The 14767-nt window shown below is 71.1% G+C and carries 11 protein-coding genes; 1 reads left to right on the top strand and 10 read right to left on the bottom strand.

The genetic code is table 11. The features are described 5' to 3' along the window. Positions 1 to 24: 24 nt before the first annotated feature. The 10 genes from ACV7NM_RS06745 to ACV7NM_RS06700 all read right to left on the bottom strand — a co-directional run bounded on the left by ACV7NM_RS06745 (position 25) and on the right by ACV7NM_RS06700 (position 13637). The gene (locus ACV7NM_RS06745; RefSeq protein ID WP_463409406.1) at positions 25 to 1506 is read right to left on the bottom strand and encodes an AlkA N-terminal domain-containing protein; all 1482 of its coding nucleotides are present in this window, start codon (positions 1504 to 1506) and stop codon (positions 25 to 27) included. 1113 nt (positions 1507 to 2619) lie between these two features. After that, positions 2620 to 3441, bottom strand: a complete 822-nt coding sequence (pssA, locus tag ACV7NM_RS06740; RefSeq protein WP_463413860.1) for a CDP-diacylglycerol--serine O-phosphatidyltransferase — start codon at positions 3439 to 3441, stop codon at positions 2620 to 2622. 25 nt (positions 3442 to 3466) lie between these two features. Further along, positions 3467 to 4123 (bottom strand): phosphatidylserine decarboxylase, encoded by a 657-nt coding sequence (locus ACV7NM_RS06735; protein ID WP_136212902.1) that lies wholly within the window; start codon positions 4121 to 4123, stop codon positions 3467 to 3469. Between the two features lie 185 nt (positions 4124 to 4308). Continuing rightward, entirely contained in the window at positions 4309 to 5514 is a 1206-nt protein-coding gene (locus ACV7NM_RS06730; protein WP_136212901.1) for an acyl-CoA dehydrogenase family protein, read from the bottom strand. A gap of 5 nt (positions 5515 to 5519) precedes the next feature. Further along, the gene (locus ACV7NM_RS06725) at positions 5520 to 6032 is read right to left on the bottom strand and encodes a MaoC family dehydratase (protein WP_362299656.1); all 513 of its coding nucleotides are present in this window, start codon (positions 6030 to 6032) and stop codon (positions 5520 to 5522) included. A gap of 4 nt (positions 6033 to 6036) precedes the next feature. Beyond that, a complete protein-coding gene (locus tag ACV7NM_RS06720) occupies positions 6037 to 7011 on the bottom strand; it encodes an HpcH/HpaI aldolase/citrate lyase family protein (RefSeq protein WP_463409405.1) in 975 nt (324 codons plus the stop codon). Then, positions 7008 to 9059 carry a protein meaA gene (locus ACV7NM_RS06715; RefSeq protein WP_463409404.1) on the bottom strand — a complete coding sequence of 684 codons (2052 nt, stop codon included), beginning with the start codon at positions 9057 to 9059 and terminating at the stop codon, positions 7008 to 7010. Before ACV7NM_RS06715 ends, ACV7NM_RS06720 begins: the two co-directional genes overlap by 4 nt. 43 nt (positions 9060 to 9102) lie before the next feature. Continuing rightward, positions 9103 to 10440 carry a crotonyl-CoA carboxylase/reductase gene (gene ccrA, locus ACV7NM_RS06710; RefSeq protein WP_463409403.1) on the bottom strand — a complete coding sequence of 446 codons (1338 nt, stop codon included), beginning with the start codon at positions 10438 to 10440 and terminating at the stop codon, positions 9103 to 9105. Positions 10441 to 10822: 382 nt separating this feature from the next. Beyond that, positions 10823 to 11635 (bottom strand): TetR family transcriptional regulator, encoded by an 813-nt coding sequence (locus ACV7NM_RS06705; protein ID WP_206308694.1) that lies wholly within the window; start codon positions 11633 to 11635, stop codon positions 10823 to 10825. Between the two features lie 199 nt (positions 11636 to 11834). Beyond that, positions 11835 to 13637 (bottom strand): 3-hydroxyacyl-CoA dehydrogenase family protein, encoded by a 1803-nt coding sequence (locus ACV7NM_RS06700; protein ID WP_463409402.1) that lies wholly within the window; start codon positions 13635 to 13637, stop codon positions 11835 to 11837. 342 nt (positions 13638 to 13979) lie between these two features. Between ACV7NM_RS06700 and ACV7NM_RS06695 the strand changes: the two genes are divergently transcribed. Next, positions 13980 to 14552, top strand: a complete 573-nt coding sequence (locus tag ACV7NM_RS06695) for a HEAT repeat domain-containing protein (RefSeq protein WP_463409401.1) — start codon at positions 13980 to 13982, stop codon at positions 14550 to 14552. Positions 14553 to 14767: the final 215 nt, after the last annotated feature.

The raw sequence follows: 14767 nt of genomic DNA, 5'->3' as shown, positions 1-14767 counted from the left end.
TCTCCTTGGATGGGCTCAACGGGCTCAGACGGGCAAGTGGTTGATCGGGTGGCTGTCGGTGGCCCACAAGTACTGGACGGCGTACGCGCGCCAGGGCCGCCAGCCTGCCGCCCGAGCCGTGAGCGCGGCGGGAGTGGAGGGCAGCCCCAGCCCGGCCGCGGCGCGACGTACCCCCAGGTCGGAGGGCAGGAACGCGTCCGGGTCGCCGAGGGCCCGCATCGCGATGACCTCGGTCGTCCACGGACCGAAGCCGGGCAGCGCGCCCAGCCGCGCGCGGGCCGCCTCCCAGTCGCTGTCGACACCCAGGGGGAGCGAGCCGTCCACGAGGCCCGAGACCAGGGCGGCGAGGGTCGCGCGACGGCTGCGCGGCAGGGCGAGCGACTCCGGGTCCAGCGCGGCCAAGGACCGCGGGGACGGGAACAGGTGGGTCAGCCCGCCCTCGGGGTCGGGGTCCGCGACCGACTCGCCGTGCGCGGTGACCAACCGGGCCGCGTGGGTACGCGCCGCGGCGGTGGACACCTGCTGGCCGAGCACGGCCCGTACGGCGAACTCGGCCGCGTCGACGGTACGGGGAACCCGGCGCCCCGGCGCCTTGTCGACGAGCGGGGCCAACAGGGGGTCCGAGCGGAGCTGCTCGTCGACGGCCTCGGGGTCGGCGTCGAGGTCCAGCATCCAACGACAACGGCTGATGGCGATCGTGAGGTCCCGCAGGTCCGTCAGGGCGAGCTGACAGGCGATGTGGTCGGGTCGCGGGGCGAGCGCGACGACGCCGGTGCCGTACGGGAGCCGCAGCGTCCGCCGGTACGCGCCGCCGCGCCACTCCTCGACGCCGGGGACCGCGGTCGCGGCGAGGTGGCCGAAGAGGTTGTCGGGGTTGAGGGGCGCCCGGAAGGGGAGCCGCAGGCTGATCGTGCCGGGGATGCGCGGCTGATCGCGGTGGGCCTTGGCGGAGCGGGTGCGCAGCTCGCTCGGGGAGATGGCGAAGACCTCGCGGACGGTGTCGTTGAAGGCCCGGATGGAGGCGAACCCGGCGGCGAAGGCGACGTCTCCCATGGGGAGGGCGGAGGTCTCGATGAGCAGCCGGGCGGTCTGGGCGCGCTGCGCCCGGGCGAGGGCGAGGGGGCCGGCGCCGAGCTCGGCGTTGAGCTGCCGCTCGACCTGGCGCGTGGAGTAACCGAGCCGGGCGGCCAGCCCGGGTACGCCCTCGCGGTCGACAACGCCGTCCTGGATGAGCCGCATGGCGCGGGCGACGGCGTCGGCGCGGGCGTTCCACTCGGGGGAGCCGGGGCTGGTGTCGGGCCGACACCGCTTGCAGGCCCGGAACCCGGCCTGCTGGCAGGCGGCGGCGCTGGGCAGGAAGGTCATGTTCTCGACCTTGGGCGGCACGGCGGGACAGCTCGGCCGGCAGTAGATCCCAGTGGTCCGGACGGCGGTGAAGAACCAGCCGTCGAAGCGGGCGTCCTTCGACTGCACGGCCCTGACGCAGCGGTCGGTGTCGGTGTACATGGCTCCAGCATCCCGGCCGGTCCCGTGCGGGGCTGGCGGTTTTCCGACATCAAGCGTAGCCCTCCCCGCCGCCGCCCGGCCCCGGCGGGGCTTGAGGGGTCGCCGGCGAGGCCGGATCTGCCCCAGCGGGGCGGCCCGTACGGCCGGGGCAGCGCCCGCACCCCGGGACTCCGCCCCGGAGCCGTGCCTCAATCGCCGGCGGGGCTAAATCTGCCGGGGGCAGGCGGCCTGGCAGGGTGTCCCGGTGGGGTCGGTGGTGTGCAAGCGGGCCGGATGCGCCCGGGGCCCCGCGCGTGCCCCGGGGCTCAAGCCGCCCCACGAGGGCCGGCCCGTGCGGCGAGGGCCGCGCCCGGACCTCGGAGCTCCGCCCCGGGGCCGCCCCTCAATCGCCGGCGAGGCTGCATCTGCCCCCGGCGGGGCCGGGCGGCGGTCGGGCGGCACGCCGTACAGCCCGGGCTGTGCCCGGCCCGGGGGCTTCGCCCCCGGGCCCTGCGCCTCAATCGCCGGCGACGCTGAGTCTGCCCCCCCCGCGGGGCCGGAGGTGGCCGGGCGGCGCGGTACGGCCTGGGCTCCGTCGGCTCCCCAGGGAGCCGCGCGTCAATCGCCGGGGGCTTGGGGGTCGCGGCGGTGGCCGGATCTGCCCCAGGGGGGCCGGCCTGTACGGCCGGGGCTGTGCCCCCGGGGCCTGCACCGCAATCGCCGGCGAGGCTGAGTCTGCCCCCCGGCGGGGCCGGAGGTGGCCGGCGGCGCCGTACGGCCTGGGCTGCGCCCGTACCCCGGGACTTCGCCCCGGGGCCGCGCCTCATCGCCGGCGGGGCCGATCTGCGCATCGGGGTCGGTGGGGTGCAAGCGCGTCGGGCGAGGCGGGGCGTGCCCGGGGCTGCGCCGAAAAACCGGGGCTCGAGCGCCGCCGAGGCCGGACCTGTCGCACCGGGGGCGTAGCGGGCGGTTGCCGCCGGTGGGCTGGATCTGCCGGGCGGGGGAGGGGCTCGGCCACAGCCCGGTGCGGTCGGCCGCCGGGTTGGAGGGGCCCGCGACGGGGCGGGATGTGGGAGGGCCCCCGGTCGCCGGAGGCGGTCGGGGGCCCTCGCCCTACGAAAACAGCGGACAGCGCTACGGCAGCTGCGCCGCCCGCGCCTCCCGCCGGTTGTGGCGGAACGTGTTCGCGCGACGGGTCGTCGCGAACAGCGGGATCGTCGCCGCCAGGGCGATCTGCAGGGCGCAGCCCGTCTGGAGCAGCAGCTGACCGCCCGGCGCGTCGAACGCCCAGGCCGCCAGCAGCCCCATCGCTCCGACGATCCAGCTCAGCATCGCCACCGCGAGGACTCCCCGCGGCTTGGGGTACTCGACGCGGCTCACCATCAGCCACGCCACCCCGATGATCGCCAGGAGCGTCGGGATGAAGGGCAGCCCCAGCAGCACGACGGACACGACCGTCAGGGCCCCGAAGGGGCTCGGCATGCCCTGGAACATGCCGTCCTTCATCGTCACGCAGCTGAATCTCGCCAGGCGCAGGACGACGGCGAGTAGGACCACGATCGCCGCCAGTGCCGACATCTTCTGGTGCGCGTCGTCCGCGACCATGCCGTACACGAGCACGAAGTACGCCGGCGCGAGGCCGAAGCTGATCAGGTCCGACAGGTTGTCCAGCTCGGCGCCCATGGGCGAGCTGCGCAGCTTGCGGGCCACGATGCCGTCGAAGAGGTCGAAGACCGCCGCGAGCAGCATCAGTATCACCGCCGTCGCCGCGCTGTGCCGGGCCATGCCCGACTCGCCGCTTCCGGTGAGGTGCGGGATGAGGATTCCGGTGGTGGTGAAGTACACCGCCATGAATCCGCATGTCGCGTTGCCGAGGGTGAGGGTGTCCGCTATCGAAAGCCGCAGGGAGAGCGGCATGTCTTCCGCGTCCGCGTCCTCGTCCTTGGCCTCGGGCACCCAGCCTGTGGCAGGGGTCTCAGGGTCAGTCACGGTCAATTCGGGTCACCCCCGCGGTGGTGGCCTGACCGACCTCGACCGCGACCTCGACGCCCTCGGGGAGGTAGATGTCGACGCGCGAGCCGAAGCGGATCAGACCGATGCGTTCGCCCTGCTCCACCTTGGTGCCGGCCGGCAGGTAGGGGACGATGCGACGCGCCACGGCACCGGCGATCTGCACCATCTCGATGTCGCCGAGCTCGGTGTCGAAGTGCCAGACGACGCGCTCGTTGTTCTCGCTCTCCTTGTTGAACGCCGGGACGAACCCGCCGGGGATGTGCTCCACGGACGTCACCGTGCCGGCCAGGGGCGCACGGTTGACGTGGACGTTCAGGGGGCTCATGAAGATCGCGACGCGAGTGCGCCCGTCCTTCCACGGCATGATGCTCTGCACCACGCCGTCGGCGGGCGAGATGACGCGGCCCTGGGCGATTTCGCGCTCGGGGTCGCGGAAGAACCACAGCATGCCCGCCGCGAGAGCGGTGGCGGGCACGGCCGCCGCGGCCCAGCGTCCGGACTTGCGGGCCCGGGTGAGACTGAGCGCCGCGGTGGCGACGGTCGGCAGGAGCCACGGCGATGCTCCGCGCGCGAGGCGTCCACCGAGGAGGCCGACGCGAGGTGCAGAGGTTTGGCTGTGGGGCATGGATGACCTTCGTAGCGGGTGATGCCGCGCCGCAAACGGGGGGACGGGACGGCGGCTTTACTGGAATGCTATCGGTTGCGCGCAACAACTGGGCAAGCCAGAAGCCGAGTCGATGGCCGTCGGCCAGTGACTGCCAGTGATCCTTCTGCGGAAAATCGTCGAGCGATTCACCGCAAAAGGTACTTTCAGCCCTGGAGTCGGTACTCCTCGAGCAGGCGTCGCCCGATGATCATTTTCTGGATCTCGGCGGTACCTTCACCGATCAGCAGCATCGGGGCTTCCCGGTAGAGGCGCTCGATCTCGTACTCCTTCGAGAACCCGTAGCCGCCGTGGATGCGGAAGGCGTCTTCCACCACCTCCTTGCAGTACTCGGAGGCGAGGTACTTCGCCATCCCTGCTTCGAGGTCGTTTCGTTCCCCGGAGTCCTTTTTGCGTGCTGCGTTGACCATCATCGCATGGGCGGCTTCGACCTTGGTAGCCATCTCGGCCAGCTTGAACTGGATGGCCTGGTGCTCGGCGATCGCCTTGCCGAAAGTGTGACGTTGCTGGGCATACGAGACACCCAGCTCGAACGCACGCTGAGCGACGCCGCAGCCACGCGCCGCCACGTTGACGCGACCGACCTCGACGCCGTCCATCATTTGGTAAAACCCTCGGCCCGTCTGGCCGCCGAGGACGCGATTGGCCGGAATGCGTAGTCCGTCCATGATGAGCTCGGTCGTGTCGACGCCCTTGTAGCCCATCTTGTCGATCTTGCCCGGGATGGTCAGGCCCGGACGGACCTCACCGAAGCCGGGCTCCTTCTCGACCAGGAAGGTCGTCATCGACTTGTGGGGCGCGGTGCCCTCAGGGTGTCCTTCGTCACTCCGGACGAGGACGGCCACCAGCGTGGAGGTGCCTCCGTTGGTCAGCCACATCTTCTGGCCGTTCAGGACGTACTCGTCGCCGTCCTTCACCGCCTTCGAGGTGATGGCCGACACGTCCGAGCCCAGGCCCGGCTCGGACATCGAGAACGCGCCGCGCACCTCGCCCAGCGCCATGCGCGGGAGGAAGTGGTCCTTCTGCTCCTGCGTGCCGTGCTGCTTGAGCATGTACGCCACGATGAAGTGGGTGTTGATGATGCCCGAGACGGACATCCAGCCGCGCGCTATCTCCTCGACGCACAGCGCGTAGGTGAGCAGCGACTCACCCAGACCGCCGTACTCCTCCGGGATCATCAGCCCGAACAGGCCGAGCTCCTTGAGGCCGTCGACGATCTGCTGCGGGTACTCGTCGCGGTGCTCCAGCTCGGTCGCGACCGGGATGATCTCCTTGTCGACGAACTCGCGGACCGTCTTGAGGATCTCGCGCTGGACCTCGTTGAGGCCGGCGGTCTGGGCAAGTCGGGTCATGGCTCTTACTTCCCCTGTTCCTTGAGCTGCGGGCGCCCGGGCTGCTCGCCGCCGCGCTCCTTGATGTACGTCTCGGTCGGGACCATCACCTTGCGGCGGAAGACGCAGACGAGGGTGCCGTCCTGCTTGTAGCCCTTGGTCTCCACATAGACGATCCCGCGGTCGTTCTTCGACTTCGAGGGGGTCTTGTCGAGGACCGTGGTCTCGCCGTAGACGGTGTCGCCGTGGAAGGTCGGCGCCACGTGCCGCAGGGACTCGATCTCCAGGTTGGCGATGGCCTTCCCCGAGACGTCGGGGACCGACATGCCGAGCAGCAGCGAGTAGATGTAGTTGCCGACGACCACGTTCTTGCCGAAGTCGGTGGTGTTCTCGGCGTAGTTGCTGTCCATGTGGAGCGGGTGGTGGTTCATGGTCAGCAGACAGAAGAGGTGGTCGTCGTACTCCGTGACCGTCTTCCCGGGCCAGTGCTTGTAGACGGCCCCGACCTCGAACTCCTCGTACGTGCGTCCGAACTGCATGGTCCTACGCCTCCGGGATCTGGAACTTGCTGGTGCGCTGCATGCCCGCCGCCCGGCCCTTGCCGGCGATGACCAGGGCCATCTTGCGGCTGGCCTCGTCGATCATCTCGTCGCCGAGCATGGCCGAGCCCTTCTTGCCGCCGGCCTCGGAGGTGCACCAGTCGTACGCGTCGAGGATCAGCTCGGCGTGGTCGTAGTCCTCCTGCGAGGGGGAGAAGACCTCGTTCGCCGCGTCGACCTGTCCGGGGTGCAGCACCCACTTGCCGTCGAAACCGAGGGCCGCGGCCCGCCCGGCGACCTCGCGGTACGCGTCCACGTCGCGGATCTGGAGGAAGGGACCGTCGATCGCCTGGAGGTCGTGCGTACGGGCCGCCATCAGGATGCGCATCAGGATGTAGTGGTAGGCGTCCGCCGGGTAGCCGGGCGGCTGCATGCCCACGACCAGGGACTTCATGTTGATGGAGGCCATGAAGTCGGCCGGGCCGAAGATGATGGTCTCCAGGCGCGGCGAGGCGGCGGCGATCGCGTCGACGTTCACCAGGCCCTTGGCGTTCTCGATCTGCGCCTCGATGCCGATCTTGCCGACCTCGAAGCCCATGGTCTTCTCGATCTGCGTCAGCAGCAGGTCGAGCGCCACGACCTGCTGGGCGTCCTGCACCTTCGGCAGCATGATGCAGTCGAGGTTCTGGCCGGCGCCCTCGACGACCGTGATGACGTCGCGGTACGTCCAGTGCGTGGTCCAGTCGTTGACGCGCACCACACGGGTCTTGCCGGTCCAGTCGCCGTTGTTCAGCGCGTCCACGATCGTGTGGCGCGCGCCCTCCTTGGCGAGGGGGGCGCAGGCGTCCTCCAGGTCGAGGAAGACCTGGTCGGCCGGCAGGCCCTGGGCCTTCTCCAGGAAACGCGGGTTCGAACCGGGCACCGCGAGGCAGGAGCGGCGCGGCCGCAGCCGGTTCACCGGGGAAGCGGGCGTGGTCATGCGGGAACCTCCATGGGGTCGAGCTTGTTCGCTTTGCGGATCTCGTCGACGATACGGCCGATGATCTCCGTGATGCCGAAGTCCTTGGGTGTGAACACGGCGGCGACTCCGGCCGCCTTCAGTGTCACCGCGTCGGCGTTCGGGATGATGCCGCCCACGATGACGGGTATGTCGCCCGCCCCCGCCAGGCGCAGCCGTTCCAGCACGTCGGGGACGAGCGCGCAGTGCGAGCCGGACAGGATGGACAGTCCCACGCAGTGCACGTCCTCGGCCAGCGCGGCGGAGGAGATCTCCTCGGGCGTCAGCCGGATGCCCTGGTAGACCACCTCGAAGCCCGCGTCACGGGCGCGCACCGCGATCTGCTCGGCGCCGTTGGAGTGCCCGTCCAGACCCGGCTTGCCGACCAGCAGGCGCAGCCGGCCGGAGCCGAGCTCCTCGGCCGTCCGGGCGACCTTCTCGCGGACGAGGGCCATCGGGGTGCCCTCCTCGGCGGTGACGGCCACCGGGGCCGAGGAGACCCCGGTCGGGGCGCGGAACTCGCCGAAGACCTCCCGCAGCGCGCTCGCCCACTCGCCGGTCGTGACACCGGCGCGGGCACACTCCAAGGTGGCCTCCATCAGGTTCTCGGTGCCGGCCGCCGCCTCCTTGAGGCGCTCCAGCGCCTGCCGGGTGGTGGGGAAGACGAAGGGGTCGCCCCCGCCCTGGCGGTTCGAGGACTCCTCGCGCTCGGCGCGCCAGCGGCCGATGCGCTCGACGATCTGTGCCTCCACCGCCCCGTCCACCGTCATGATGGCGCCGTCCAGGTCGGCGGTGAGCGGGTTCTCCTCCGTCTGCTGGAAGCAGTTGACGCCGACGATCTTGTCCTCGCCGGCCTCGATCCGGGCCCGTCGCTCGGCGTGCGAGGAGACGAGCCGGGACTTGAGGTAGCCGGACTCGACGGCGGCCATCGCGCCGCCCATCTCCTGGATCCGGTCGATCTCCTCCAGGCACTCCGCCACCAGGGACTCGACCTTGGCCTCGATGACGTGGGAGCCGGCGAAGATGTCCTCGTACTCCAGCAGGTCGCTCTCGTGCGCGAGGACCTGCTGGATGCGCAGTGACCACTGCTGGTCCCAGGGCCGGGGCAGGCCCAGCGCCTCGTTCCAGGCCGGCAGCTGCACCGCGCGGGCGCGGGCGTCCTTGGAGAGGGTGACCGCCAGCATCTCCAGCACGATGCGCTGGACGTTGTTCTCCGGCTGCGCCTCGGTCAGTCCGAGGGAGTTGACCTGGACGCCGTACCGGAAGCGTCGCTGCTTGGCGTCCTCGATGCCGTAGCGCTCCCGGGTGACCTTGTCCCAGATCCGTCCGAAGGCGCGCATCTTGCACATCTCCTCGATGAAGCGGACGCCCGCGTTCACGAAGAAGGAGATACGGGCGACGACCTCACCGAAACGTTCCTCCGGGACCTGCCCGGAATCGCGCACCGAGTCCAGCACGGCGATCGCGGTCGACATCGCGTACGAGATCTCCTGGACCGGGGTCGCCCCCGCCTCCTGGAGGTGGTACGAGCAGATGTTGATCGGGTTCCACTTCGGGATGTGGTTGACCGTGTACGCGATCATGTCCGTCGTCAGGCGGAGCGAGGGTCCCGGCGGGAAGACGTGCGTCCCGCGCGAGAGGTACTCCTTGACGATGTCGTTCTGGGTCGTCCCCTGGAGCTGGGAGATGTCCGCGCCCTGCTCCTCGGCGGCCACCTGATAGAGCGCCAGCAGCCACATGGCCGTGGCGTTGATCGTCATCGAGGTGTTCATCTGCTCCAGGGGGATGTCCTGGAACAGCCGCCGCATGTCGCCCAGGTGGGAGACCGGGACCCCGACCCGGCCCACCTCGCCGCGGGCGAGGATGTGGTCGGGGTCGTAGCCGGTCTGCGTCGGAAGGTCGAACGCGACCGACAGGCCGGTCTGGCCCTTGGCGAGGTTGCGGCGGTACAGCTCGTTGGACGCCTCGGCCGTGGAGTGGCCGGCGTACGTCCGCATGAGCCACGGTCGGTCTTTCTGGCGCTCTGTCATCTCAGGCTGTCCCTTTGGCCCTTGAACGATCGGACGTCGGCTGTCAGACGTTGCGGAAGCGGTTGATCGCGTCGAGGTGCGTCGCGCGCATCTCGTGGTCGCGCACGCCCAGGCCCTCCTCGGGGGCCAGCGCCAGGACGCCGACCTTGCCTTGGTGGAGGTTGCGGTGGACGTCGTAGGCGGCCTGGCCGGTTTCCTCCAGGGTGTAGACCTTGGAGAGGGTGGGGTGGATCTTGCCCTTGGCGATGAGGCGGTTGGCTTCCCAGGCTTCGCGGTAGTTGGCGAAGTGGGAGCCGATGATGCGCTTGAGGGACATCCACAGGTAGCGGTTGTCGTACTCGTGCATGTAGCCGGAGGTGGAGGCGCAGGTGGTGATGGTGCCGCCCTTGCGGGTGACGTAGACGGACGCGCCGAAGGTCTCGCGGCCGGGGTGTTCGAAGACGATGTCGATGTCCTCGCCGCCGGTCAGTTCGCGGATGCGCTTGCCGAAGCGCTTCCACTCCTTGGGGTCCTGGGTGTGTTCGTCCTTCCAGAACTTGTAGCCCTCGGCGTTGCGGTCGATGACGGCCTCGGCGCCCATGGCCCGGCAGATGTCGGCCTTCTCGGGGGAGGAGACGACGCAGATGGGGTTGGCGCCGCCGGCGAGGGCGAACTGGGTGGCGTAGGAGCCGAGGCCGCCGCTGGCGCCCCAGATCAGGACGTTGTCGCCCTGCTTCATGCCGGCGCCGTTGCGGGAGACCAGTTGGCGGTAGGCGGTGGAGTTGACCAGGCCGGGGGAGGCGGCCTCCTCCCAGCTGAGGTGTTCGGGCTTGGGCATCAGCTGGTTCGACTTGACCAGTGCGATCTCCGCGAGACCGCCGAAGTTCGTCTCGAAGCCCCAGATCCGCTGCTCGGGGTCGAGCATCGTGTCGTTGTGGCCGTCGGAGGACTCCAACTCCACCGACAGACAGTGCGCGACGACCTCGTCGCCGGGCTTCCAGGCGTTGACTCCGGGGCCGGTGCGCAGCACGACACCCGCGAGGTCGGAGCCGATGACGTGGTAGGGGAGGTCGTGGCGCTTGGTGAGCTCCGACAGGCGCCCGTAACGCTCCAGGAAGCTGAAGGTGGACACGGGCTCGAAGATCGAGGTCCACACGGAGTTGTAGTTGACCGAGGAGGCCATGACGGCCACCAGGGCTTCGCCCGGGCCGAGTTCGGGGACCGGGACCTGGTCGAGGTGCAGGGACTTGCGCGGGTCCTTCTCGCGGGTGGTGAGCCCGGCGAACATCTCCGCCTCGTCCTTGTGCACGGTGATCGCGCGGTACGAGTCGGGGAGCGGCAGGGCCGCGTAGTCGGCGGCAGTCGCGGCCTGCGACTGGATCGCGTCGAGGATGTCCTTCACGGTGTTGCCTCCGGCTAAGCGCTGATGAGGGTGCGCTGAGGGGATACGCGGCTGCGCGGTACGGGTGTGGTCTGGTGCCGTCGGTCCGGCGAAAGCGGTGGTGCGGCGACGCCTGTGGTGGGGCGTACGGGGCCTGGTGACGCAGGCATCCGGGGCGCGATCCGTGCCGGGTGGACGTGGACCGCGGGGACATCCGGACCACTTCAACGTATGGCACCCCGTGTCACTCAGCAAGGCACCGCGTGCCAAAACTTTGTCTCATTTGCCATTTGACCTGCGCAGATGAGCGATGATCGATCAGAGTTACCGGTGAGTAGGGGCAAGTCGGACAAACGGAAGGGCCGCCCCCCGCAATGGGAGGCGGCCCGTGTGACGAGAGTCGCTACTTGTTCTTGAGTGCCTCTTCGATGGTCCGCATGACCTCGTCGAGCGGGGCGTCCGTACGGGCCACCGCCACCAGCACCTCGCCCTCCGTGCGCACCGCCGCCGGCGCGGCCGGCGGGCCCGTCAGGGTGCGGCCCGCGCCGATCCCCGAACCGAAGGTCTTGCGCACGATCGAGAAGGCGTGGTCCAGCTGCGCCTCGACGTCCCCCTGGCCGCCCGCGCGGAGCCAGCGCCGCAGCACGTGGTTGTGGGCCGTCACCACGGCCGAGGCGGCGACTTCCGCCAGCAGCGGGTCGTCGTTGCCGTCGGCGTGGTCCTGCTCGTCGAAGTGGGCGAGCAGGTAGCGCGTGAAGAGCCGCTCGTACCGGGCCACGGAGGCGATCTCCCGCTCCCGCAGCGCCGGCACCTCACGCGTGAGCCGGTAGCGCTCCACCGACACCGCCGGCGAGGCGGCGTACATCTTCATGACTTCCTTGATCCCCCGGCACACGGTGTCGAGCGGGTGCTCGTGCGCCGGTGCCACGTCGAGGACGGCCTCGGCTCGGGTCAGGGTGTCGTCGTGGTCCGGGAAGATCGCCTCTTCCTTGGACCGGAAGTGACGGAAGAAGGTCCGGCGGGCCACCCCGGCGGTCGCGGCGATCTCGTCGACCGTCGTGGCCTCGTACCCCTTCGTCGCGAACAGCTCCATGGCGGCCGCCGCCAGCTCGCGGCGCATCTTGAGCCGCTGAGCGGCCGCCTTGGTGCCGGCCGCGCTCTCCGGGGCGTCGGAGGCCGTGGCGGCGCGGGGCGAGGTCTTGGCGGGCTGGGACATAGAGCGAAAGTACTTCATTCGCGCGGGGGAGCGCGCCTGAGGGTGGTGGGACGTGGGTGGATGCGGGGGAGGGCCGGCACTGGGCACACAGTGCTCGTCGGGAGGGTTCGTCCGCCGTGAGGGTCCGGCGGACCCGAGGAGCCCTCCCCACGCATCCGGCTCGCGGGCCCGGGCGTCGTCGCGACGCCCGGGCGGCGGATCACCGACGGGCGTACTCACGGAATCCGCGGCCGGTCTTCCGGCCCAGGCAGCCCGCCGCGACCAGGTGCTCCAGCAGCGGCGAGGGCGCCAGGCCCGGGTCACGGAACTCCTGGTGGAGGACCTTCTCGATGGCCAGGGACACGTCCAGGCCGACCACGTCCAGGAGCTCGAACGGCCCCATCGGGTAGCCGCCGCCCAGCTTCATCGCGGCGTCGATGTCGTCGATGCCCGCGTAGTGCTGCTCGACCATCTTGATCGCGTTGTTCAGGTACGGGAACAGCAGCGCGTTCACGATGAAACCGGCCCGGTCCCCGCAGTCGACCGCGTGCTTGCGGACCTTCCCGCAGACCTCGCGGACCGTGGCGTGCACGTCGTCGGAGGTCAGGACGGTACGGACCACCTCGACCAGCTTCATCGCCGGCGCCGGGTTGAAGAAGTGCATGCCGATCACGTCCTGCGGACGCGAGGTCGCGCGTGCCACGGCGATCACCGGGAGCGAGGAGGTGGTCGTGGCCAGCACCGCGCCCGGCTTGCAGACCTTGTCCAGGCCCGCGAACAGCTCCTGCTTGACCGCCAGGTCCTCGGCGACCGCCTCCACGGCCAGGTCCACCTCGGCGAAGGCGTCCAACGAGCCCGCCGGGGTGATCAGGGCCAGGGTCTTCGCCGCGCCGTCCTCGGTCAGCCGGCCCTTGGACACCGCACGGCCCAAGGACTTGCCGATCGCGGCCTTCGCGGCCTCCGCCTTCTCCTGGCTGCGGGCGGCCAGCACCACCGGGTAGCCGGCCTGCGCGAAGACCTGCGCGATGCCGCTCGCCATGGTGCCGGAGCCGGCCACGCCGACCGAGGCGACCGCGCGGCCCGCGCCGAGCAGCGACCCGTCCAGCGGGGTCTGCAGGTCCCGCACGATCACCGGGCTGCCCGGGGCCTCGTACGTGTAGAAACCGCGGCCCGCCTTCTGCCCCGTCAGGCCCGCCTCCGCGAGGTGCCCGAGGATCGGGGCCGGGGCGTGCAGCCGGTCGCCGGAGGAGGCGTACATGGCCTCCAGGACGGTACGGGCGGTGTCGACGCCGATCAGGTCCAGCAAGGCGAGCGGGCCCATCGGCAGGCCGCAACCGAGCCGCATCGCCGCGTCGATGTCCTCGCGGGAGGCGTACTTCGACTCGTACATGGCCGCGGCCTGGTTCAGGTAGCCGAAGAGCAGGCCGTCCGCGACGAAACCGGGACGGTCGCCGACCGCGACGGGCTCCTTCCCGAGCTCGCGGGCCAGCTCGGTGACCGCCTGGACGGCCGGCGGGGAAGTCAGCACGCAGGAGACGACCTCGACCAGCTTCATGGCCGGCGCCGGGTTGAAGAAGTGCAGGCCCAGGACCCGCTCGGGGCGCTGGGACTCGGCGGCCATCCGGGTCACCGACAGGGCGTTGGTGCCGGTGGCCAAGATGGTGTCCGGGCGGACGACCGCGTCGAGTTCGCGAAAGAGCCGCTGCTTGATCGCGTAGTCCTCGGGGACGACCTCGATGACCAGGTCGGCTTCGGCTGCGGCGCTCAGCTCGGTGAAGGTGCGGAACCGGGAGAGCACGCTGTCGCGCTCGGGCCCGGTGAGCCGCTCCCGGGCGACGGAACGGGCCGTCGAGGCGGCGAGCGCGGCGGTGGCCCGGCGGCCGGCGCCTTCGCTGACGTCGATGCCGATGACCTCGCGGCCGGCCCGGGCGAGGACCTCGGCGATGCCGGTGCCCATGGTGCCGAGACCGACGACGGCGATGGTCTGGAGGGTGGATTGACTGGACGTGGACGGACGGTCCATCGCGGGACTCCAGTGGAAGAGGGTGACGACTTGAGGGCGCGGCGCGCGGCGCACGGCACGCGGCCGGGGATCGCGCATGGAGATGCCCGGGGGGCGGGAGAACGGCGGACCCTGTCCCGGGGCCACGCCGTGCGTGGGGCTCATACGTGAAGCGCCGTACCCGGAACCGCGGTACGGGGCTCGCGGTACCTGGGGTACCGGACCGACTCGTGCGGGGCGGCTGCGTCACCAGGCCGGTCCCGTACGTCTTGAGGGGAGCGTAACTCCTCGGTAACCCGTTGGCCAGAGCACGGGAACGGGGAATGGATGTGACGTACACCGCCGCGGACCTAGGGTGGCAGGGTGAACGACGCACTGGAGCGCCTACGGGGCGAAGCGGGAGAGACGGCGGAGTACGAGGCGTTGCTCGCGGCCGGTCCCGACGGGCTCGCGGCCGCGCTGACTTCGCCCGGGCGGCCGCTGTGGGCGCGTGAACTGGCCGCGTACCGGCTGGGGATGGCGGGGGACCGGCGGGCCTTCGAGGCGCTGGTGCTGCTGCTCAACCACCGGGACCCGCCCCGGTGCGAGGCCGCCGCCCAGGCGCTGGCCGTCCTCGACGACCCCCGCACGGCCCGCGCGGCGGCCGCCCTGGCGACGAACGAACTCCGCACCGCCTACGCCCTGCACCCGGTTCGGCTGCTCACCGCGCTGCGGGCCCCCGAGTCGGCGCCCGCGCTGATCCGGACCCTCTCGCGGCTCCTCGCGCCGCACGACCCCTACTGGCGCGTCGCCCTCGCCTGCGTGGAGGGACTGGGCGCCCTCCGAGACCCCCGCGCCCGCGAGGTCCTGACCCGCGCCCAATCCCACCCCCGCCTCGCGCAGGCGGCGACGGCGTCTCTGCGCCGGCTGCCCGCCCCGGACGGGGCGGCCGGCTGACCCCCGGACGGGATCGGCGGTCCGCCGGGACGATCGCGAAGGCCTCGACCTCCAGCGGGGGTTCCGGGTGGAGCAGGGCCGTGATCCGGGACGCCGAGGAGGCGGGCAGTCGGTCCACCGGGATCGCGGCGGCGCGGGCTTCGCGCAGGGCCGGCAGTGGGCCGGGTCCGTGACGAAGCAGGTCGGCTTCACCACGTCCTCGAAGCCGGCCCCGG

The sequence above is a fragment of the Streptomyces sp. Tek67B01 genome (assembly GCF_055231995.1).
The sequence above is the reverse complement of the archived record's forward strand: the minus strand, read 5'-3'. Positions and strand labels throughout refer to the sequence as shown.